Here is a 20,397-nt window from a genome sequence, read left to right as displayed (position 1 = left end):
AGGCCGTTAAACTGCCGGGGTGAAGGTCTTGGTTTTGGGTTCGGGCGCCCGCGAACACGCCCTTGTCCCTGGTTTGGCCGCCGATCCGGGAGTGGACGCGCTCTACGCGGCACCCGGCAACCCGGGGATGGCACAGGAATGCGAAGTCCGCAGTGTCGCGATGACCGATCCCGAGGCGGTCGTAGCCCTCGCACAGGAACTTGCTGTTGATCTTGTGGTCATCGGCCCGGAAGCTCCCCTTGTTGCCGGTGTTGGCAATGCTCTGCGGGAAGCTGGGGTCGCTGTTTTCGGTCCCGACGCTGCCGCCGCGGAACTCGAAGGTTCGAAGGCCTTTGCCAAGGAGATCATGGAGGCCGCCGGGGTTCCCACATCGCAGTCGGTCGCCGCGACGTCCCTGGCCGAGTGCGAAGAGGCCTTTGACCGCTTCGGCGCCCCGCACGTCGTCAAGGCCGACGGTCTGGCTGCCGGCAAGGGCGTTGTCGTCACGTCTGATCGCGACGAAGCTCTGGCACACGCCCGCGCCTGCCTGGCTGAGGCCGACCGGGTTGTCATTGAGGACTTCCTCGACGGTCCCGAGGTGTCGCTGTTCGTTCTGTGCGACGGCACCACCACTGTCCCGCTGGCTCCCGCGCAGGACTTCAAGCGCGCACTCAACGGCGACGAGGGCCCCAATACGGGCGGCATGGGCGCTTACACTCCCCTGCCCTGGGCTCCCGAAGGTCTGGTCGAGGACGTCATTGCGCAGGTCGCGCAGCCGGTCGTCGATGAAATGGCTCGCCGTGGAACCCCGTTTGTGGGACTGCTGTACTGCGGTCTGGCGCTGACGAAGAACGACATTGAGGTCATCGAGTTCAACGCCCGCTTCGGCGATCCCGAAACCCAGGCTGTTCTGCAGCGCCTGACCAGCCCACTCGGCACTGTCCTGCACGCTGCTGCAGCCGGCGAACTGGCGCAGCTGCCACCGCTGGAATGGGCAGACAAGTCAGCTGTCACCGTCGTCATGGCCGCAGAGAACTACCCGGCCGACCCCGCCAAGGGCGATGTCATCACCGGCATCGACCAGGCGAACGCTCTGGAAGACGTGCACGTGTTCCACGCCGGCACCTCGACCGCAGAGGGCGGAGAGCTGACCACCAGCGGTGGTCGCGTACTGTCCGTCACCGCACTTGGCGCGGACCTTGCTGACGCCCGCGCCCGCGCTTATGAGGCCGTGGGCCTCATCCAGTGGCGCGGTGAGCACCACCGCACCGACATTGCCCAGCTGGCAGAAGAAAACCGCATCACAATCCCGCAGGGAGGAAGCCGATGACAGGCCACCAGGTTGAGGCCACCGTCGTTCCCGGATGGAAGCACGTCTACTCCGGCAAGGTACGCGACCTCTACGTGCCCGAAAGCGCTGAATCGCTTGCGGACGCCCCGTCGCTGCTCATGGTCGCCTCCGACCGAATCTCCGCGTACGACTTCGTGCTGGAATCCGAGATCCCCCACAAAGGCGCAGTCCTCACCGGATTGTCCACGTGGTGGTTCGACCAGCTGAAGGACATCGTCGGCAACCACGTGGTGACCGCCGATGTGCCCGCTGAGGTTGCTGGGCGCGGACTCATCTGCGAACCGCTCATGATGTTCCCCATCGAGTGCGTGGCCCGCGGCTACCTGACCGGGTCTGGGCTGGCCGACTACAAGCAGACCGGCGCGGTCTGCGGTGTCGAACTGCCCGACGGGCTCGGCGAATCTGATCGCCTGGACGCACCGATCTACACGCCCGCGGCCAAGGCCGAAGTCGGTGAACACGACGAAAACATCACCTTTGAAAAGTCCGCCGACATGATCGGCGAAGACGACGCTGAGGCTCTGCGGGAGCTCACGCTCAAGGTATACGCGCGGGCAGAGGAAATTGCCCGCGAGCGCGGCATCATCCTGGCCGACACGAAGTTCGAGTTCGGCCGCAACGCCGCGGGAGACATCGTGCTGGGCGACGAGGTGCTCACCCCGGACTCTTCGCGGTTCTGGGACGCACACGCCTACCAGCCCGGAAAGTCGCAGGCGAGCTTTGACAAGCAGTTCGTGCGCGACTGGCTCACAAGCCCCGCCTCGGGCTGGGATAAGAACAGCGGACAGCAGCCCCCGCGGCTGCCCCAGGACATCATCGAGAAGACCTCGGCACGCTACATCGAGGCCTTCGAAAGGATTACGGGAGACACCTTCCCCGCACAGCCGACCAGCGCCTGATTCAGGCACCCGGTTCGTTGCTAAGATGATGGCGCCGTCATCACCGGAGAACACCAAGGAGCGCAGGTGGCACGTTACATCGTCGAGGTCATGCCGAAACCCGAAATCCTCGATCCCCAGGGCAAGGCCATCGGAGCCGGACTCGACCGTCTGGGATTCTCCGGTTTCGCTGTCCGTCAGGGCAAGCGCTTTGAGCTTGAACACGATGGCGAACCCACGCCCGAAGTTCTCGAACAGGTGAAGAAGGCCGCCGAAACGCTGCTGGCCAACACCATCATCGAAGACGTCGTCGGCGTCTACCCCGCTGAGGACGGCACCAAGTGACCGCCACCCGCACCGCCTACACCGACGGCGGCCCGCTCATCGGGGCGCAGCGTTCAACCACCACGCTCGAAGGCGCCGAAAACGTGCGCATCGGCATTGTCACGTTCCCCGGAACCCTGGACGACCGTGACGCCGCTCGCGCCGTCACGCTGTCCGGTGCGCAGGCCGTGAGCCTGTGGCACGCGGATGCAGACCTCAAGAACGTCGACGCCGTCATCCTGCCCGGCGGCTTCAGCTACGGCGACTACCTGCGCTGCGGCGCAATTGCCCGCTTCGCACCCGTCATGGACTCCGTCATCGCCGCAGCAGAAGACGGCATGCCGGTCCTGGGCATCTGCAATGGCTTCCAGGTTCTGTGTGAAGCAGGTCTGCTGCCCGGTGCTCTCGTGCGCAACTCCGCCCAGCAGTTCATCTGCAAGGACCAGGAACTTGAAATCGTCAACGCGGACACCGCGTGGACCCGTGACTACGAAACCGGCGAAAAGATCACCATCCCGCTGAAGAACGGCGAAGGATCCTTCCAGGCTCCCGCTGAGACCATCCGGGAACTCGAAGACAACGGCCAGGTGCTCGCCCGCTACGTGGGCGCGAACCCCAATGGCTCAATCGACCTGATCGCCGGTGTGACGAACAAGCGCGGCAACGTCGCAGGACTCATGCCGCACCCCGAGCACGCCGTCGAAGCAGGGTTCGGCCCGGATTCTGCAGTCGGCATGCGCCAGGGTGTCGACGGTCAGGGATTCTTCACGTCGGTACTGCGGACCGTCCTGGAGAAATGAGCTTATGAGCGAACTGACCACCCTGCTGCAGCAGGCCGCTTTCGGATCGATCGAGGCCCAGAGGACGTTTGAAGCGCTGCTGGCGCAGACCAACGGCGAATGGGAAGTCGACCTGCAGCGCGGACACATTGTGTTCGGCGACCAGCTGCACGCCGACGTTCACCTTCTGGGCTCCACCGACACCGTTTCCGGAACCTGGCGGTGGGCGTGGTCAGAGCTCAGCGATTTTTCCGGCCCCGTTGTCGAACTCGCGAAAGCCATGCGTGACTACGGTCAGCGCGAGGGCATCAATAACCTCACGCTCGATGAGTTCAAAGCCGGTGACGACGACGCTCTCAGCCTGGTGATCGCCGCCAAGCGGATCACCGGCCACTGGGTGCACTACCCGCTGAAGACCGGCACGATGACCGTCTGGACCCTGCTGGACGTGCAGGGCTTCAGCGAAATCGAACCGACCATCCGCTCCGTCGTCAAGGCGTTGGCCGCCGGGGTGAAGTCCGGAGGCATCACGGACCACAGGCAGGCGCTTCTGGACTACGCAGCCCTGCGCGGTTTTGCCACCGCTCCCCTTGAGGGTTCAAGCCTGCGGATTCTGCTGGCCGACGGTTCGGCTGACACCGACTTCGACGAGCAGTCCCGCCTGACCAACTGTCAGGTACACGCACCTCTGGAAGGCGAAGCGCAGGAGCAGTTCACTGCTGCACAGCCGGTCACGCCGCAGTCCGTGCCGATCGAGGTCGACTTCAACGTCGCCGCACAGCCGGCCGAAGAGCCGAGCACCGAAAAGCCCGCGCCTGCACTGGGCGAGCACTACACCGGCGCCGGCGAAGTCGACGAACCGACGCCTGAACGCCCTGCAGCAGAAAAGCCTGCAGCAGCAGCCGAAGAAACCGAAAAGGCTCCTGCCGAACAGCCGGAGGCACCTCGGGAACCGGCAGAAGACAAGCCGGCTGCCCAGCAGCAGGCACCGGAGCAGACCCCTGTCGAGGAACAGCCCAAGAAGAAGAAAAAGGGATTCTTCGGAAGACTCTTCGGTCGATGACGCGGGTGGCGGCCTGTGCGGTCGCTGCCGCTATTGCTGCTCTGCTGAGCTGAGGTTTTCTATACGCGGACCCCTATGTGTTCCGCGTCACTCCGGGGAGTACGATTTCGGCATGACCGAAGAAGCTCACTCCCCCGCATACGTCCCCACCCTCACGTCACTTCTCGATGCGCCGCGCACCGGAGGGCTGACCTGCCGCCGCGACGGCGGCCCGCTGTTGGCCTCGGTTCAGTCGCTGGACGGAAAGGGCCAGTCCTACGCCACGCACCTGGTTGAACTCGCCGCTGACGCGAACACCGACTACCCGTCGCCACGGCGTTTGACCCGCGGAGCAGCCTCGATCGGCGCGACCGCGATCGCCGAAGACGGCTCGGTTTTCTTCACCGCCAAACGTGCCGGCGACGACGGCGACGAAGCCGAGGACGCTGCCCTGTTCCTGCTGCCGGCACGGGGTGAAGCACGCCGCATTGCCACACGCCCCGGCGGTTTCGGCGGCTTCACTCTTCGCCCCGGTGCGCTCGTGGCACAGCTGGCCGTGCACTCCCAGGCGAACAGCGAAGAAGAACACGCTGAGCTTGTAAAGAAGCGCTCAGACGCGAAAGTCTCCGGCATTCTGCACCCCGAGTTCCCCACCCGCCGGTGGGATGCCGACCTCGGGCCGCACGTCAATCGCCTGGCCGTGGCACAGCTGCCGCAGGATCTGAGCCAGCTGAGTTCCACCTCGGACGACTTTGCCCACAAGCGCGACGGCGACGACCTCCCGCCGCTGCTGGAGTTCACCTACCCGCAGATGCCGGAAGGCTCGCTGGTCGGCTGGGAAGCATCCGCTGACGGCACGTGGGCGCTCGTATCGGTGCGACGCACACTCATGGACCACATCGACCAGGTGAGCATCCACCGGGTCGACCTCACGGGCAAGCAGGCGCCCCAGCAGCTGCTGACATCTCAGCCAACGGATTCACGCTGGCTGGGTGCTCTCAGCCCGGATGACGCGCGCGTGATCGTTGAACACGTCGATGAATGGATGCCGGACCAGGACCTCCACCCGCACCCGCACGTGCACACGATCGACGGTGACGGCGGTTTGAGCGGCGAGCAGCCCCTGTGGCCGGAATTCGACCAGTGGTTCGACGCTGTGTGGCTCGATGACAACACACTTGTGGCTGCCTCCGATGACCACGGCCGCGGTTCCGTGTGGATTGGCGGGCTCAACGATGCCGCCCCGCGCAGGCTGGCCGGTGGGCCCGAACAGAAGTACGTGTTTTCCGCAGTCGCCGTGCACGACGGCCGCGTGGTTGCCCTGCGCTCCTCCATTGACACCCCACCGCAGCCGGTCGCCATCGACCCCGCCAGCGGTGAGGTGACCGAGCTTGCCAATCCGACCGGGGCGGTCGAGGTGCCGGGTCGGCTTGACGAGGTCACTGCGACTGCTGAGGACGGCACCGAGGTTCGCGCCTGGCTGTCGCTGCCGGACGGCGATGGCCCGCACCCGCTCGTTGTGTTTGCACACGGTGGCCCGTGGGGTTCGTGGAATGCGTGGACCTACAGGTGGAACCCCGCACCGTTTGTGGCTGCCGGCTTTGCGGTGCTCCTGCCGGACCCCGCGATTTCCACCGGTTACGGACAGTACATGATTGCCCGCGGTCAGCAGCAGCTGGGCGGCACACCGTTCACCGACATCATGGCTTTGACCGATGCGGCCGAAAAGCGTGCTGACATCGACTCTGAGCGCACGGCCTTTGCCGGTGGGTCCTACGGCGGCTATATGACCAACTGGGTCGCCGGACATACGGGTGCGCGCTTTAAGTGCGCTGTCACTCACGCTTCCCTGTGGAACACCGAATCCATGGGCCGGACAACCGACAATTCTTCGTGGAACGATGCGATGGCCGGTCAGTCGAAGGAGTACTCACCGCACCTGTACGCCGCCGATATCGAGGTCCCGATGCTTGTCATCCACGGCGATAAGGACTACCGGGTGCCGATCGGCCAGGGTCAGGAGCTGTGGTTTGACCTGCTGCGCAAGTCGAAGACCCCAGCTGGGCCGGACGGGCTGACCCAGCACCGTTTCCTGTACTTCCCGGACGAAGGCCACTGGATTTTGGGCCGCGGAAATGCGGAGGTCTGGTACCGCACGTTCATCGACTTCCTTCGCCACCACGTGCTGGACGAAGAAACCCAGACGGCAGAGGAACTCGGCTGAGGCGGACTCGCAGCGCTTGTTACTGTGAAAACGATGACAACCGCTATCGAAGGAGCATCGTGAAAACTGCACGCCTACTCACCGCACTCAGCGTTTCCGCTGTCATGCTGTTCACCGGCTGCAGCACAGAAAGTGCGGGAACCACCGACGCGAACAAGGACCGCGATTGGGGTGAATGCACACCAGCAGGCGATTCACAGCCACTCGACGAAGTTGAAACCGCAGAAGACGAAGACAAGTCCGTGACTGTCGCCGCGTTCAACGGCTGGGATGAAACCATCGCCACAGCGCACCTCGCCAAGTACCTCTTGGAGAACAACTACGACTACTCGGTCGAAGTCAAAATGTTTGACCTGGCTCCGGGTTTCGTCGCCACCGCAAACGGCGATGTCGACTGGATGTCATCGTCAATGCTGCCGGTAACCCACGCAAAGTACATCGAAAAGTACCAGAACAAGCTCGAAGAGCAGGGCTGCTGGTACGACGAGGCGCAGAACGTCATTGCTGTCAATGAAGACGCTCCCATCACCAAACTGAGTGAACTGAAGGACCACAAGGACGATTTCGGCGGCGAAATTGTCGGCATCGAAAAGGGTTCAGGCCTCATGGATGCGACGGAAAACGACGTCATCCCGGAATACGGTCTGGATGACTTCAACCTCATTTCATCTTCGACCCCGGCCATGCTGGCAGCTCTGAGCAAGGCCGAAAGCAGCGGTGACAACATCGCCGTCACCCTGTGGCACCCGCACTGGGCGTATGACGAATTCAAGATCCGCGACCTCGAAGATGACCTCGGCGCTTTCGGTGAGCCCGACTTCCTCTACTCATTCTCACGTGTTGGCTTTACGGACGAGCATCCGCAGGCCGCACAGGCTCTGAAGAACCTGGCGCTGACTCCGGAGCGCCTTCAGAGCCTGGAGAAGGTCATGGCCAAGGACTACGACGGCAAGGAACCTCAGAAGGCAGTCGACGAGTGGGCTCAGGACAACCAGGACTTCTTCGACGAATGGCAGAGCGGCGACCTCAGCACTGACAGCTGATCCCCGACTCACAGCGTCACTTTTGCTTCACGGCCCGTCATACATGCGTCATGTATGACGGGCCGTGAAACTGTGTGACCTCTTAAGCCATGCCCGGCGCTCAGCTCTGGGAACGTCACAGCTATGACTGGACTGCACACACCGCTTTCGCCGCTGAGCTTCCTTGAGCGCAGCGCCCGCGTCTACCCCAACCGCACAGCCATCATCGACGGCGAAACCACACGCACTTTCGCCGAGTTCGCAGCCGACGCCCAACACCGCGCACAGCTGCTGACTGACCTCGGCATCCGCCCTGGCGACCGTGTGGCCTACATGGCGCCAAACACCCTCGAAATGGCCGTCGCCCAGTTCGCGGTGCCGCTGGCAGGCGCCGTCCTCGTGCCTCTGAACATCCGCCTGACCAGTGCAGAAATCCACTTCATCCTCGAACACTCCGGCGCGCGAGTATTCGTCATCGACGCCGAATACATCCCGGTTGTCCAACCTCTCATAGGCAAGCTCAGCACTGTCGCGACGATCGCCGTCGACCGCGAGGCTGACCCCGCCGCACAGCTGCCCGAGGGCTTCACCGACCTTGCGGAACTCCTAGCCCAGACCCAGCAGCCGGGAGCAGACCAGACCGGGCAGGCACCTCGTAAGTTCCAGTGGGCGCCCCACAGCGAACTCGACCCGCTGGGGATCAACTACACCTCCGGCACAACAGGCAATCCCAAGGGCGTCGTCGTCACCCACCGTCAGGCGTACACAAACGCGATCAACCAGGTGCTGCACTCCCGCTTCGACACCGACAGCGTCTACCTGTGGACCCTGCCGATCTTCCACTGCAACGGCTGGTGCGGAGTATGGGCGCTCACCGCAGCCGGCAGCACCCAGGTGTGCCTGCGCGCAGTGCGCGGGCCCAAGATCTGGGAACTCATCGACCGCCACCGAGTCACACACTTCAACGGCGCACCGACCGTCGTGCGCACTGTGCTGGGAACCGAAGAAGCCCACCCGCTGAACTACACGCTGCGCGTCACGTGCGGCGGGGCGCCACTAGACCCGCGCACACTGGCCGAGGTCGAGGCACTCGGATTCTCCGTCACTCACTCCTTCGGCATGACTGAAACCGCCGGCCCCTACACGGTCGCCTACGAACAGGACGAGTGGAAGAACCTGCCGGCCGACACCCGTGCCGCACTGCTGGCACGGCAGGGTGTGGGGCAGATCGGTTCGAGCGAACTGCGCGTTGTCGAGCGCGAAACCGACAGCGACGGGCTTCTGGTCGATGTGCCCGCCGACGGGGCGACGATCGGCGAAGTCGTGGTGCGCGGCAACACCGTCATGGCCGGCTACTACCGCAACCCCGAAGCCACAGCAAAGGCCTTTGCCGGCGGCTGGCTGCACACCGGCGACCTCGGTGTCATGCACGCCGACGGCTACGTCGAACTGAAGGATTGCGCGAAGGACATCATCATCTCCGGCGGCGAGAACATCTCGACCATCGAAGTTGAGCACGCCATCGGTTCGCACCCCCTGGTGGCCGAAGCCGCAGTCATCGGAGTGCCGGATGAGCGGTGGGGCGAGCGCCCGCGCGCCTACGTCGTCACCCGCGACGGGGCGGAACTTGAAGACGAGGTGCTCACAGCACACGTGCGGGCTCGCCTTGCCGGGTTCAAGGTTCCGCGCGAGTACCGCTACGTGGCTGAACTGCCCAAAACCTCAACGGGCAAGATCAGCAAGGTCCAGCTGCGGGAGGGCTGAAGCGAAGCACCGCCTGCCCGGCAGGTTCAGCCGCCGCAGGGCCGGCTCAGCCACCGCCCGGCAGGCTCAGCCGCCGCACCCTCACATGCCGACTGACACGCAGCTGCCGCACGTGGGGTGCAGGCCGGCGCGGGTGCAGTCTTCACAGCGCAGGAACTGCTGGCGGCAGTTTTCGTTGACGCAGTTGACGAACTTCGGCGTGCGCTTGCCGCACTCCAGGCACGAGCCCAGCGACTCAGCACCAGAGCCGAACTCCATGTGCATACGCTTGTCGAACACGTACAGCGAACCGTCCCACAGCCCTGAATTGCCGTAGGTTTCGCCGTAGCGAACGATCCCGCCGTCCAGCTGGTAGACCTCGTTGAAGCCGCGGTTCTTCATGAGCACCGACAGCACTTCGCAGCGGATGCCGCCGGTGCAGTAGGTCACGACCGGGCGGTCTTTGTATTCGTCGTATTTGCCGGATTCGATTTCGTCGATGAAATCCCGCGTGGTTTCGACATCCGGCACGATTGCGCCGCGGAACCGTCCGATCTCGGCTTCCATTGCGTTGCGCCCGTCGAAGAACACAACGTCGTCGCCGCGTTCTTCGATGAGCTTGTGCAGGGCGCCCGGCTTGAGGTGCTCTCCCCCGCCGATCACACCGTCAGCATCGACCTTGATTTCATCCGGTGTGGTGAAGGTGACAAGCTCCGGCCGCACTTTGACGGACAGGCGCGGGAAGTCGTCGCCCTGACCGGTGGACCATTTGATGTCGGCCTTTTTGAACGGCTCGTAGCTCTTGGTGATGCGCACGTACTTTTTGACGTCGTCGATGTCTCCGCCGAGCGTTGCGTTGATGCCGTCTTTGGAGATGATGACGCGCCCCTTGAGCCCGCATCCTTCGGCGAGCGCGTGCTGCCACAGCCGCACGGCTTCTGGGTCAGCAAGAGGGGTGAATACGTAGAAGAGGACGATTTTCTGCACCGACATAGCCTCAATTGTATTGAGCGCCCCAACTGCCGAGGCGCCGGTCACCACCCGCCGGGCTCACTCCCGAGGGCCGGGCCTCACCAGATCCCGTCAGCTGCTCCACCGTATGAGACGCGTGCCACAATGCGCGTATGGACGTTTTCTTCAAGCGCAACGGCGCGCACAGCTTCACGGCCACGCAGCACACCTCGGGAGCATGGAACCCGGAAGAGCAGCACATTTCGCCCACGCTGGGCCTCATCACCCACATCATCGAATCTGACGCGCAGGCTCGCGGTCACGACCACCTGCAGGTTTCGCGGATCAGCTTTGACATCTACGGTGTGGTGCCGATTGCGACGTATGACTACAGCGTCGAGGTGCTGCGGCCGGGACGGACCATCGAACTGGTCGAAGTGCTGCTCACCTATGGCGGGCGGGTCATTGTGCGGGCTCGCGCCTGGCTGACTCTCGAGGTGGAGACCGCTTCTCTTGCCGCCTCGCCTTTCCCCGCGCTCACCCCGCTGGAGGACATGGAAGAGTTCGCTGGTTCGAGCGTGTGGCCAGGTGACTACATCACCACTCTGCGGGCGTACCGGCACCAGTTCGAGCCGGGGCGTGCGCACTTCTGGCTGGCGTCCACGGTTGATCTCGCCGATGAGCCGACCTCGCAGTTCGCGAAGTCTGCTGCCCTGTTCGATACCGCCAACGGCATGTCTGTCCGCGAAGATCCGCGGAAGGTCGCGTACCCCAATGTCGAACTGACCGTCACGTACATCCGCAAACCCCACACTCCCGTACCGGGAATCACGCCGCAGCCGGTCCCCCAGGACCCCGTCGGCCTGCCCTGGCAGGCCGGGGATGTCAGTGTCAGCTTCGGCCCCACCGGCCTGGGCACAACCCACACCGTCTGGCACGACGCCTACGGCCCCTTTGCCGTCGTCACACAGTCCCTGACAATCCGCCCGCTCAGGTGAGCGGCACCTCGTGAGCTTTGCGGAGCACCCCGGTGCGACGCCCATCGACCGCGTGCCGCAGGCGGGTACGCGCGCGGTAGGATGACCACGGAATCCCCCGTCATCCCCGCGCACCCGGATACGCGCGAGGAGCGCAGCAACGAGAGGACCTCGACAGGCATGTCATCCACGAACCCCTCTGCCGACAAAAAGGTCAAGGAGACCGTCGAATACGCGGCCGCCAACCCGGATGTCGAGCAGGACTGGGCGTCACTCGGCCTGAAGGAAAACGAGTACGACGCGATCCGCGAAGTGCTTGGGCGTCGTCCCACCTCGGCAGAGCTGGCCATGTACTCCGTCATGTGGTCGGAGCACTGCTCCTACAAGTCCTCCAAGGTGCACCTGCGCAAGTTCGGGGAATACCTGACCGAAGACATGAAGAAGCACATGCTCGTGCCCATCGGCGAAAACGCCGGTGTTGTCGACATCGGGCAGAACTGGGCCGTCACGTTCAAGGTTGAGTCGCACAACTCGCCGACCATGGTCGAGCCCTACCAGGGTGCGGCCACCGGCGTCGGCGGCATTGTCCGCGACATCATCTCCATGGGCGCGCGCCCGGTCGCGGTCATGGACCAGCTGCGCTTCGGTGCGATCGACCACCCGGACACCGCTCGGGTGTGCCACGGCGCTGTTGCCGGCATCGGCGGCTACGCCAACTCGCTCGGCCTGCCGAACATCGGCGGCGAAACCATCTTCGACCCCGCCTACCAGGGCAACCCGCTGGTCAACGCGCTGGCCGTCGGCATCATGAAACACGACGACATCCACCTGGCGAACGCCTCCGGTGCCGGCAACAAGGTTGTTCTGTTCGGTGCGCGCACCGGCGGCGACGGCATCGGCGGTGCCTCCATCCTGTCCTCCGAAAGCTTCGAAGAGGGCTCCGAATCCAAGCGCCCCGCGGTGCAGGTCGGTGACCCGTTCAGCGAAAAGGTGCTCATCGAGTGCTGCCTCGAACTGTTCGCCGCAGACACCGTTGAGGGCATTCAGGACCTCGGTGCGGCCGGCATTTCCTGCGCCACCTCGGAACTTGCCTCCAACGGCGACGGCGGCATGCACATCGCCCTGGACGACGTCCTGCTGCGCGACCCCACGCTGACCCCCGAAGAGATCCTCATGTCGGAATCTCAGGAGCGCATGATGGCCGTTGTGCGGCCCGAGAAGCTCGACGAATTCATGGAGATCGTGGGCAAGTGGGAAGTCGAAACCTCGGTTCTCGGCGAAGTCACCGACACCGGCCGCCTGGTCATCGAATGGCACGGCGACGTCATCGTCGACGTTCCTCCGCGCTCCGTCGCCCACGACGGCCCGGTCTACGAACGGCCCTACAGCGAACCATCCTGGCAGGCTGAAACACAGGCCAACACGGTCGACGCCGCTGGACTGGCCCGCCCCGAAAGCGGCAACGAACTGCGCCAGACCCTGCTGGAGCTTATAGCCTCGCCCAACCTGTGTTCAAAGGAATGGGTCACCAACCAGTACGACCGCTACGTCCAGGGCAACACCGCTCTGGCCTTCCCCGACGACGCCGGTGTCATCCGCGTCGACGAGGAAACGGGCCTGGGCATTGCGCTGGCCACCGACGCCAACGGCCGCTACACCTACCTGGATCCGGCAACCGGCGCTCAGCTGGCACTGGCCGAGGCCTACCGCAACGTCGCCACCACCGGCGCTCGTCCGATGGCCGTGACCGACTGCCTCAACTTCGGTTCGCCGGAAGACCCCGAAATCATGTGGCAGCTGGCCACCGCGATTGAGGGCCTCGCGAAGGGATGCCAGGCTCTTGGCGTTCCCGTCACCGGCGGCAACGTGTCGCTGTACAACCAGACGGGCGACACCGCGATCCTGCCCACCCCGGTTGTCGGCGTCATGGGCGTTTTCGACGACGTCACCCGCGCAACCCCGTCGGGCTTCACGGGTGCCGGCCACGCCATCTACCTGCTGGGCGAAACAGAAGAGGACTTCGGCGGTTCGGCCTGGGCGGATGTCGCCCACGGCCACCTGGGCGGTCTGCCTCCGAAGTTCAAGCCGGAAGCTGAACGCGAACTCGGCGAGATCCTCATCAACGCCAGCCGTGACGGCATGATCGACACCGCGCACGACCTTTCGGAGGGCGGTCTGGCCATCGCCGTGGCCGAATCGGTTATGCGCTTCGGCATGGGTGCGCGCATCTGGCTGGACGAAGTCATGAAGCGAGACGGTGTGGACCTGTTCACCGCGCTGTTCTCCGAAACCGCAGCCCGTGCAATCGTCGCCGTGCCGCGTTCGGAAGAAGTGCGCTTCACCGACATGTGCACCGCCCGGAACTTCCCGCACGTGCGCATCGGCATGACTGATGCCGGCGAAGACAACCAGGCGAGCCTCGAAGTGGTCGACCAGTTCACCATCGGCCTGCAGGAGCTCCTAGAAACCTCGAAGGGCACCATGCTGAAGCACTTCGGCTGATCTGAAGCCAACACACCAGGTGCCGCTCACCGTTCAAGGTGAGCGGCACCTCGTTCGTTTTCTGCGCTTTCATCCCACGCTGCTGCGTTTCAGTGGATCTAGCGGTCACGAACCCCGGGCTCTGCCGACAGGTGCAAAAACTCGGTTGATCCGGCCGAAAACTCCCGAGTTTTTGACCACCAGAGCAGAGTCCGGAGTTTTTGCACGCCGCAGCAGACACACGTCTGCTTGACCCACGAGGCGCCGCTCACGTGGGAAGGTAAGCGGCAACTTGTTCTTTGTGCCGGGAGGGCAACGTCAGTCAGTCTCAGCGGTTGGCTTCGAGGGCCTCTGCACTACGCTTGATTGCCTCTTCTTCACCTGACGTTACAGGCTTTCTGCCAGCAAGGAATATGTAACTCAACCCCGAAACCAGCAGTCCGACCGCAAAGGACATATCGGCACCATCCATCATGGCTGCGACTGGCCCGGTGAAGAACGAAAGAGAGAAGAACGGAATCATCGCAACGAAGCCTACGGCGTAGGCAACCAAACCCGGCCAAGCCCAGCGGCCATAAACTCCATCGCCAGCAACAATGTCGGTCAGGGCGTACCGTCCGCGTCGGACAATATAGAAGTCGACCAAATTCACTGCTGTCCATGGAATCAAGAAGTACAGCATCAAGCCCACGAAACTGTTGAAGCTGTCCAAGTAGTCTTCGGGAATAGCCAAAGCCACACAAAGCGCGATGAGGCCAACGATCACCAGTGAGACTACTCGCAGCCTGACTGTCGGCTTCATCGGTCGGAAACCATCAACTGCGCTAGCCCCCGTTAGCATCGCCCCGTATGCGTTGACGCCCATGATTGATACCAAGGCTATTGACGAGACAAGCACGGCAACTGTCCCAAAGCCCGGGATGATCATGTCCCCAACTTCACGAATAGTCGCAATGGGACCGGCATCCGGAATATAGCTAGCCAGGAGCGCACCCAACGACATCAACCATATGGCTGACACACCCGCCCCGGCGTACACGGCGCCGATGAGTTTGGGAGCCGACGAGGTTGGAGGCAAGTATCGCGTGTAGTCAGAAACATAAACGGAGTAGCTGATGTTGTAGCCCGCTGCTAGCGAGAATTGGACCAAGAAGCCCGACAACACCCAACCGGCCGTCGTGATCGGCGCCGCTTCGTCAACCGGTGCAGTGGGAAAGTGCACCACCGAGTACAAGGTAATGACAGCAAAAACCGCGATCAAGAGATAGGTCATCCATCTCTGAATGATATGAAGCAGATCATGGCCCACGACCGCGATGACAATTGAGACGCCGATGATTACCGGGTACCAGAACCACGTAGCGTTCGAAGAGACACCGATCCCCTCCGCAACGAGGATAGTGTCGAATACTAGAAAGCCGATGTAGACAAACACAGTCGCGACCAGCGGGAGGATTACGCCGCGGCTCCCGAACTGAGCTCGAGACTGGATCATTTGCGCTAGACCCATTGCAGGCCCTTGGTTGGCGTGGAAAGCCATAAAGAAGGTTCCGAACGCAACCCCCAACATGACTGCCAAAATCGAATAACCAAGACCCAGCCCCATCGACGGACCGGTGAAGCCAACCACCATCGTGGTCAAGACAAAGTTTCCAGCAAACCAAAAGGGGCCTTGGTGCCAGACCTTTCCATGACGCTCAGACAGAGGCACTACGTCGATCGACCTCGACTCAATAATCGAACGAGATCCACCATTTTGCTCATGCGTTGACATCTTCGTCTCCTAAAACACTACGGACGAGCGATTAAAACCATCAGGATCACACCATCTGAGCGCCTGATCAGGTAGCGCCGGTGCGTCCGTCCCCATATAGATCAGTACGGCGATCCGCGAATACATCGCTGCGTTCGGTTAGTCGCTTATTCCTGCTTTTAGCCAGGTCAATGTCTGCGAAGATCGTCTGCGATCCCGCTTCAGCTGTGTCAGCAATTGCTACAGGCCACCCGTCAGCGTCTGCGATCACAGATGCGGCAGTCCAGGAGATGCCCCGTTCAAACCCCGAACGGTCGCATGCAGCAATGGCCATGCGATTCATAGCAGCCTGCGCTTGCACGCGTACAACTTCACCAGGACGCTCACCTGCGGGGCGTGGCATTCTCGGCCAGTTCACCGGCGCGCAGACCAGGTCCGCGCCGCGTAGCGCAACGCTCCTCACCCATTCGGGAAATTCGAGGTCATAGCAGATTGCCACTGCAATACGCCCGTGAGCGGTCTCCACCACCGGCGGAATGGCATCACCACGCGTAAAAACGTGAGGCTCAGCATCCCAAAGATGAGCTTTCCTATAGACAACAGGAGCCTTGCCTGGCTCTATTAGGACTGCGCTGTTAAATGGGGCAGATGTGCCATTCGATTCGCAGAAGCCTGCAATTATCATTGAGCCCGACCGATCGGCCGCTTCCTTCCATTTCGTGACTGTGTTCCCGTCCAATGGTTCAGCAACCAATGAGGCCTCAGCCGAGCCGGTGAACGCGTAGCCGCAGTTGGCCAACTCTGGAAACACGACCACTTCGGCACCACTGTCGACTGCGCTAGCAAAAAGCCTGAGCGTCTCATCGACATTCGACTGAACCTCGCCCAGCTTCGGTTCGAACTGGCAGCAAGCAATTTTTGTCATGCACACGAGAATAGTGCTCTAGATCACTTTTCTTAACCACTTTGCGAGCGTATCGCCGCATAGAGTGCGTATATGTAAATGTAAGGCCCAGATTTTCACCAGTAGACTCGTCTAAAGAGGTTTCAGCTGCAAGGCTGGAACATGGATAGGCTTTTAATCCGCAAGGAGGCGGGATCATGGCAGGCAACGTCAGCAGCGAGGCTAAACAAGAAGTACTGCAAGAACTGCGTGATAACGGACGCGCATCATTTGTACACATAGCCTCTGCTGTCGGACTCACTCGCCATCAAGTAGCTTCAGTCGTGCAATCAGCTTTGGCACGCGATGAAATTCGCCTGAAGGTCTCTGTCAGACCCGACGTTCTCGGAATAGAGCGCTTTGCGTATTTGCAGATAGCAGTGTCGGGGCCGGCCCAGCCTGTCCGCGAGGCACTTACTGAAATGCCTGAAACGGCGTTTGTCGCTGACGTCACCGGCCACTTCTCACTCGATGCCGAAATCAGAGTAGGGCCTGACCCCTCCCTCAGAAACACTATCGACAGAGTTCTACAGCTTCCCGGTGTCACAGTCGTGCGTTCTAGCATTTATGAGGCGATCATCACCAATCGTTTCTCCCCGCTTCAGACCAGCACAACACCTTTAGCTCTCGACAGCGTCGACCGATCGATCATAAGTTTTCTTCAGAATGATGTCCGAGCTACGTATCGAGAAATCGGGAACGCCACACGTCTTTCCCCGAGTGGCGCCCGCCTTAGAGTAGAGAGGCTTATCGCCAGCGGCATCATCAAGCCGGTAGGCATTCCCGTGCGGACGGGCAACCCCACAGCTCCAACCCTCGGAATCGGAATTCAGGCGGGTGTCCCAGTCAAAGAACTGTCACCGCAGCTAACGGCATTTGATCCTGAGTTTCTAGCGATCGCTACCGGTGCATACGACTTCATCGCGACGATCTCAGCGCCTTCGGCTGGAGAACTAGCCGACATCGTGGAGAAGCTCAGGTGTTTACCGGGGGTTTCAAACGTTGATTCTTGGGCAAACCTGAGGATCGTCAAAGAGCAGTACGGAGAGTCAGATGTCCTCTAAGCAAACGACGACCGAGTGGTCGGCCAGTTCACCATCGGCCTGCAGGAGCTCCTGGAAACCTCCAAGGGCACCATGCTCAAGCACTTCGGCTGATCTGGCGGTCACGAACCCCGGACTCTGCTCACAAGTGCAAAAACTCGGTCAATTCGGCAGAAAACTCCCGAGTTTTTGCACGCCGCAGCAGAATCCCGAGTTTTTGCACGCCGCAGCAGACACACATGATCACACCTACAGGACCGCTGGCGGTTTTCCCTGCGTATGCGACCGCATTCCGCACACGCCGCTGCGCTTCAGTGGATCTAGCGGGCACGAACCCCGGACTCTGCTCACAAGTGCAAAAACTCGGTCGATTCGGCAGAAAAATCCCGAGTTTTTGCACGCCGCAGCAGAGTCCGGAGTATTTGACCACCAGAGCAGAGTAACGAACGGTAACTTGGTGGGATGTTGTTTCCACACCAACTGCCCAGCAGAAAACAGTTCGCGGCGGTGGCGCTTGAGAACGTCACCCGCGAGTTTCCGTATGCCGCGCACCACGTGCAGCGCGACCATGCGGACCTGAAGCAGCCGGTGGACATGCACCCGGCGTTCGGCAATTCCTTTGACTGGCATTCCAGTGTGCACATGCACTGGCTGCTGACTCAGCTGTTGGAAGCCGAATATGAATCCGAGGGCCTGGACGCACCGTGGGCGCAGCAGGCACTCACGATCCTCACGGAACACCTCAGCCCGGCGAACATCGAGGTCGAGGCCGCGTACATGCGGGCCAATCCGTCATGGGAACGTCCCTACGGCTGGGCGTGGGCGGCACAACTGGCCTCCGCCCTGCATACTTCTCACCTGCCTCACCTGCATTCCCTTGCCGCAGGTGCAGCTGTCCTCGCTGAGTCAGTTTTTGACCTCACACTGAACTGGCTGGATACAGCGCCTGCGCCGGTCCGCCACGGCCTGCACACCAACACCGCCTTTGGTCTGCGCCGAATCCGTGCCGCCGCGGAGGTTTTCGGTCGTGACGATGTCGTCAGCGCCGTCGATGCTGCGGCCCGCAGGTTCTACGCCGGTGACCGCGCGTGGCCGTTCCACTTTGAGCGCAGCGGTCACGACTTCCTGTCTGCGGGACTCTGCGAGGCCGACCTCATGCTCGATGTGCTCAGCAGCGAAGAACTCGAGACCTGGTTGCCTGCGTTCCTGTCCGAGCTCTCCCCCGATTCCGAGGTCCTGACACCGCTGACGGTGCTCGACCCCACGGACGGGCACCAGTCGCACCTCTACGGTCTGGGTCTGACCGTCGCCGCTTCTCTTATCCGCATAGCCGATGTTTTTGCCCAGTGGGGCGACACGGTCCGCGCCGAACAGCTGCGCTCTGCCGTGCCCGCACTTATGGCGCCGGGCATCGAGGCCGCCGTATCGGACGAATACATGTCATCCCACTGGATTGCGACGTTCGCCTGGGAAGCACAGCAATAGGCTAAGCGGAATGTTCCCGGATGCCGATAGTGTTAGGGCTAACAGAGACCTCGAACGACTAAGGAGGGTCGATGAGCTCGAACTACGCGGTGACGAACCCGGCAGACGGCCAGGTGAAAGCCGAGTACGAAACCATCTCCGACGCCCAGCTGAACCAGGCACTCGACACAGCTGTCGAAGCCCAGAAGCAGTGGGCCGCTCGTCCCATCGAAGAGCGCGCCGCCGTTGTGAAGAAGGCTGCTCAGCTGTTCGACGAACGCGCTGACGAACTCGGCCACATCATCGGAAAGGAAATGGGCAAGCGCCACTCGGAAGGCGCTGAAGAAGCCCAGTTCTCCGCTGAAATCCTCAACTACTACGCCGACAACGGCGCTGAATTCGCAGCCGACAAGAAACTCGACACCCCGGACGGCGCTGCCATCCTGCAGAGCCGCCCCATCGGCGTTCTGCTGGGCATCATGCCGTGGAACTTCCCCTACTACCAGGTGGCTCGCTTTGCTGCGCCCAACCTCATGCTGGGCAACGGCATTGTGCTCAAGCACGCTGAAATCTGCCCCGAATCCGCGCAGATCATCGAAGACATCTTCCGCGAAGCCGGTCTGCCCGAAGGCGTCTACGTCAATGTGCGCGCTTCCCACGACCAGATTGCCGAAGCCATTGCGGACAAGCGCATCGCCGGTGTTTCGCTCACCGGTTCAGAGCGCGCCGGCGCAATCGTGTCGGAACAGGCCGGCAAGGCGCTGAAGAAGGCCGTTCTTGAGCTTGGCGGTTCCGACCCGTACATCATCCTCGACACCGAGGACGCGAAGAAGGCAGCGCAGGACGCGTTTGCCACCCGCATGTACAACACGGGCCAGGCGTGTGACTCCAACAAGCGCCTGATCGTCATGGACGACGCCTACGACGAATTCGTCGACGAACTGGTCCGCCTGGCTTCCGACATGAAGCCCGGCGACTACACGAGCGACGACCCGACCGTCTACCAGCCGCTGTCTTCACGCGGGGCGGCAGAGAACCTCGCCAAGCAGATGGAACAGCTCAAGGATGCCGGCGCGACCATCCGCACCGGCGGCGAACTCGCCGACGGCCCCGGCGCCTACTTCAGCCCCGCCGTCGTCACCGACGTCCCCGTGGGCTCGGATGTCTACTACGAAGAGCTGTTCGGCCCCGTTCTTGTGGTGTACCGCGTCAGCTCGGACGAAGAGGCCCTTGAACTTGCCAACGATTCGCGCTTCGGTCTGGGCGGCACCGTGTTCAGCACCGACACCGCACGGGCAGAAGCCGTCGGCAGCCGCCTGCACGTGGGCATGGCCAAGATCAACTCCTACGACACCGATTCAGCCGCACTGCCGTTCGGCGGTGTGAAGAACTCCGGCTACGGCCGCGAGCTCGGCCCCGTCGGCATGGACGAATTCGTCAACA

Annotated in this window: 16 protein-coding genes; 13 read left to right on the top strand and 3 right to left on the bottom strand. The window is 62.3% G+C overall.

Annotated features, from left to right (window positions below; translation table 11 throughout):
* Positions 1 to 19 precede the first annotated feature (19 nt).
* The 8 genes from purD to HMPREF3172_RS02130 all read left to right on the top strand — a co-directional run bounded on the left by purD (position 20) and on the right by HMPREF3172_RS02130 (position 9,363).
* Positions 20 to 1,309: a phosphoribosylamine--glycine ligase gene (gene purD, locus HMPREF3172_RS02165; protein WP_070515065.1), complete on the top strand. Its 1,290-nt coding sequence runs from the start codon at positions 20 to 22 to the stop codon at positions 1,307 to 1,309.
* Positions 1,306 to 2,229, top strand: coding sequence for a phosphoribosylaminoimidazolesuccinocarboxamide synthase (locus HMPREF3172_RS02160; protein WP_070515063.1), 924 nt, complete (start codon positions 1,306 to 1,308; stop codon positions 2,227 to 2,229). The genes purD and HMPREF3172_RS02160 overlap by 4 nt, the downstream gene beginning before the upstream one ends.
* A 66-nt stretch (positions 2,230 to 2,295) precedes the next feature.
* Positions 2,296 to 2,553: a phosphoribosylformylglycinamidine synthase subunit PurS gene (gene purS / locus HMPREF3172_RS02155; protein WP_019175884.1), complete on the top strand. Its 258-nt coding sequence runs from the start codon at positions 2,296 to 2,298 to the stop codon at positions 2,551 to 2,553.
* Entirely contained in the window at positions 2,550 to 3,332 is a 783-nt protein-coding gene (gene purQ, locus HMPREF3172_RS02150; RefSeq protein ID WP_019175885.1) for a phosphoribosylformylglycinamidine synthase subunit PurQ, read from the top strand. The genes purS and purQ overlap by 4 nt, the downstream gene beginning before the upstream one ends.
* 4 nt (positions 3,333 to 3,336) lie before the next feature.
* Positions 3,337 to 4,374 carry a DUF6882 domain-containing protein gene (locus tag HMPREF3172_RS02145; protein ID WP_070515061.1) on the top strand — a complete coding sequence of 346 codons (1,038 nt, stop codon included), beginning with the start codon at positions 3,337 to 3,339 and terminating at the stop codon, positions 4,372 to 4,374.
* 112 nt (positions 4,375 to 4,486) lie between these two features.
* Positions 4,487 to 6,577, top strand: coding sequence for a S9 family peptidase (locus HMPREF3172_RS02140; protein ID WP_070515059.1), 2,091 nt, complete (start codon positions 4,487 to 4,489; stop codon positions 6,575 to 6,577).
* A 59-nt stretch (positions 6,578 to 6,636) separates the two neighbouring features.
* On the top strand, positions 6,637 to 7,620 hold the full coding sequence (locus HMPREF3172_RS02135; protein ID WP_062022723.1) for a glycine betaine ABC transporter substrate-binding protein: 984 nt from the start codon (positions 6,637 to 6,639) through the stop codon (positions 7,618 to 7,620).
* A 123-nt stretch (positions 7,621 to 7,743) separates the two neighbouring features.
* A complete protein-coding gene (locus HMPREF3172_RS02130; protein WP_070515055.1) occupies positions 7,744 to 9,363 on the top strand; it encodes a long-chain-fatty-acid--CoA ligase in 1,620 nt (539 codons plus the stop codon).
* A gap of 81 nt (positions 9,364 to 9,444) precedes the next feature.
* Here the strand turns inward: HMPREF3172_RS02130 and HMPREF3172_RS02125 are convergent, their stop codons facing one another.
* Complete coding sequence (locus tag HMPREF3172_RS02125) at positions 9,445 to 10,335, bottom strand: oxygen-dependent tRNA uridine(34) hydroxylase TrhO (RefSeq protein WP_070515053.1); 891 nt, start codon at positions 10,333 to 10,335, stop codon at positions 9,445 to 9,447.
* A 131-nt stretch (positions 10,336 to 10,466) separates the two neighbouring features.
* On the opposite strand from HMPREF3172_RS02125, the gene HMPREF3172_RS02120 reads away from it, so the two are divergent.
* Entirely contained in the window at positions 10,467 to 11,291 is an 825-nt protein-coding gene (locus HMPREF3172_RS02120) for an acyl-CoA thioesterase domain-containing protein (protein WP_070515051.1), read from the top strand.
* 159 nt (positions 11,292 to 11,450) lie between these two features.
* A complete protein-coding gene (gene purL / locus HMPREF3172_RS02115; RefSeq protein WP_070515049.1) occupies positions 11,451 to 13,772 on the top strand; it encodes a phosphoribosylformylglycinamidine synthase subunit PurL in 2,322 nt (773 codons plus the stop codon).
* A 307-nt stretch (positions 13,773 to 14,079) separates the two neighbouring features.
* On the opposite strand, the gene HMPREF3172_RS02110 is transcribed toward purL, so the two are convergent.
* Both HMPREF3172_RS02110 and HMPREF3172_RS02105 read right to left on the bottom strand, forming a co-directional pair.
* The gene (locus tag HMPREF3172_RS02110; RefSeq protein WP_070515047.1) at positions 14,080 to 15,525 is read right to left on the bottom strand and encodes a purine-cytosine permease family protein; all 1,446 of its coding nucleotides are present in this window, start codon (positions 15,523 to 15,525) and stop codon (positions 14,080 to 14,082) included.
* A gap of 67 nt (positions 15,526 to 15,592) precedes the next feature.
* Positions 15,593 to 16,429, bottom strand: a complete 837-nt coding sequence (locus HMPREF3172_RS02105) for a nitrilase-related carbon-nitrogen hydrolase (protein WP_070515045.1) — start codon at positions 16,427 to 16,429, stop codon at positions 15,593 to 15,595.
* A gap of 176 nt (positions 16,430 to 16,605) precedes the next feature.
* On the opposite strand from HMPREF3172_RS02105, the gene HMPREF3172_RS02100 reads away from it, so the two are divergent.
* The 3 genes from HMPREF3172_RS02100 to HMPREF3172_RS02090 form a co-directional block, all read left to right on the top strand.
* Complete coding sequence (locus HMPREF3172_RS02100; RefSeq protein WP_070515043.1) at positions 16,606 to 17,511, top strand: Lrp/AsnC family transcriptional regulator; 906 nt, start codon at positions 16,606 to 16,608, stop codon at positions 17,509 to 17,511.
* Between the two features lie 441 nt (positions 17,512 to 17,952).
* A complete protein-coding gene (locus HMPREF3172_RS02095) occupies positions 17,953 to 18,975 on the top strand; it encodes a DUF2891 family protein (RefSeq protein WP_070515041.1) in 1,023 nt (340 codons plus the stop codon).
* A gap of 71 nt (positions 18,976 to 19,046) precedes the next feature.
* A partial coding sequence (locus HMPREF3172_RS02090; RefSeq protein WP_070515249.1) for an NAD-dependent succinate-semialdehyde dehydrogenase occupies positions 19,047 to 20,397 on the top strand: 1,351 nt, incomplete at its 3' end.

It is taken from the genome of Brevibacterium sp. HMSC08F02 (assembly GCF_001807555.1).
Taxonomy (GTDB): Bacteria; Actinomycetota; Actinomycetes; order Actinomycetales; family Brevibacteriaceae; genus Brevibacterium; species Brevibacterium ravenspurgense.
Note: the sequence above shows the minus strand (reverse complement) of the source record. Positions and strands in the feature narration are given on the sequence as shown.

Coding starts and splice junctions, on each gene's coding strand:
- HMPREF3172_RS02160 (WP_070515063.1), top strand. CDS start 1,306: ATGACAGGCCACCAGGTTGAGGCCACCGTCGTTCCCGGATGGAAGCAC.
- HMPREF3172_RS02145 (WP_070515061.1), top strand. CDS start 3,337: ATGAGCGAACTGACCACCCTGCTGCAGCAGGCCGCTTTCGGATCGATC.
- HMPREF3172_RS02140 (WP_070515059.1), top strand. CDS start 4,487: ATGACCGAAGAAGCTCACTCCCCCGCATACGTCCCCACCCTCACGTCA.
- HMPREF3172_RS02130 (WP_070515055.1), top strand. CDS start 7,744: ATGACTGGACTGCACACACCGCTTTCGCCGCTGAGCTTCCTTGAGCGC.
- HMPREF3172_RS02125 (WP_070515053.1), bottom strand. CDS start 10,335: ATGTCGGTGCAGAAAATCGTCCTCTTCTACGTATTCACCCCTCTTGCT.
- HMPREF3172_RS02120 (WP_070515051.1), top strand. CDS start 10,467: ATGGACGTTTTCTTCAAGCGCAACGGCGCGCACAGCTTCACGGCCACG.
- purL (WP_070515049.1), top strand. CDS start 11,451: ATGTCATCCACGAACCCCTCTGCCGACAAAAAGGTCAAGGAGACCGTC.
- HMPREF3172_RS02110 (WP_070515047.1), bottom strand. CDS start 15,525: ATGTCAACGCATGAGCAAAATGGTGGATCTCGTTCGATTATTGAGTCG.
- HMPREF3172_RS02105 (WP_070515045.1), bottom strand. CDS start 16,429: ATGACAAAAATTGCTTGCTGCCAGTTCGAACCGAAGCTGGGCGAGGTT.
- HMPREF3172_RS02100 (WP_070515043.1), top strand. CDS start 16,606: ATGGCAGGCAACGTCAGCAGCGAGGCTAAACAAGAAGTACTGCAAGAA.
- HMPREF3172_RS02095 (WP_070515041.1), top strand. CDS start 17,953: ATGTTGTTTCCACACCAACTGCCCAGCAGAAAACAGTTCGCGGCGGTG.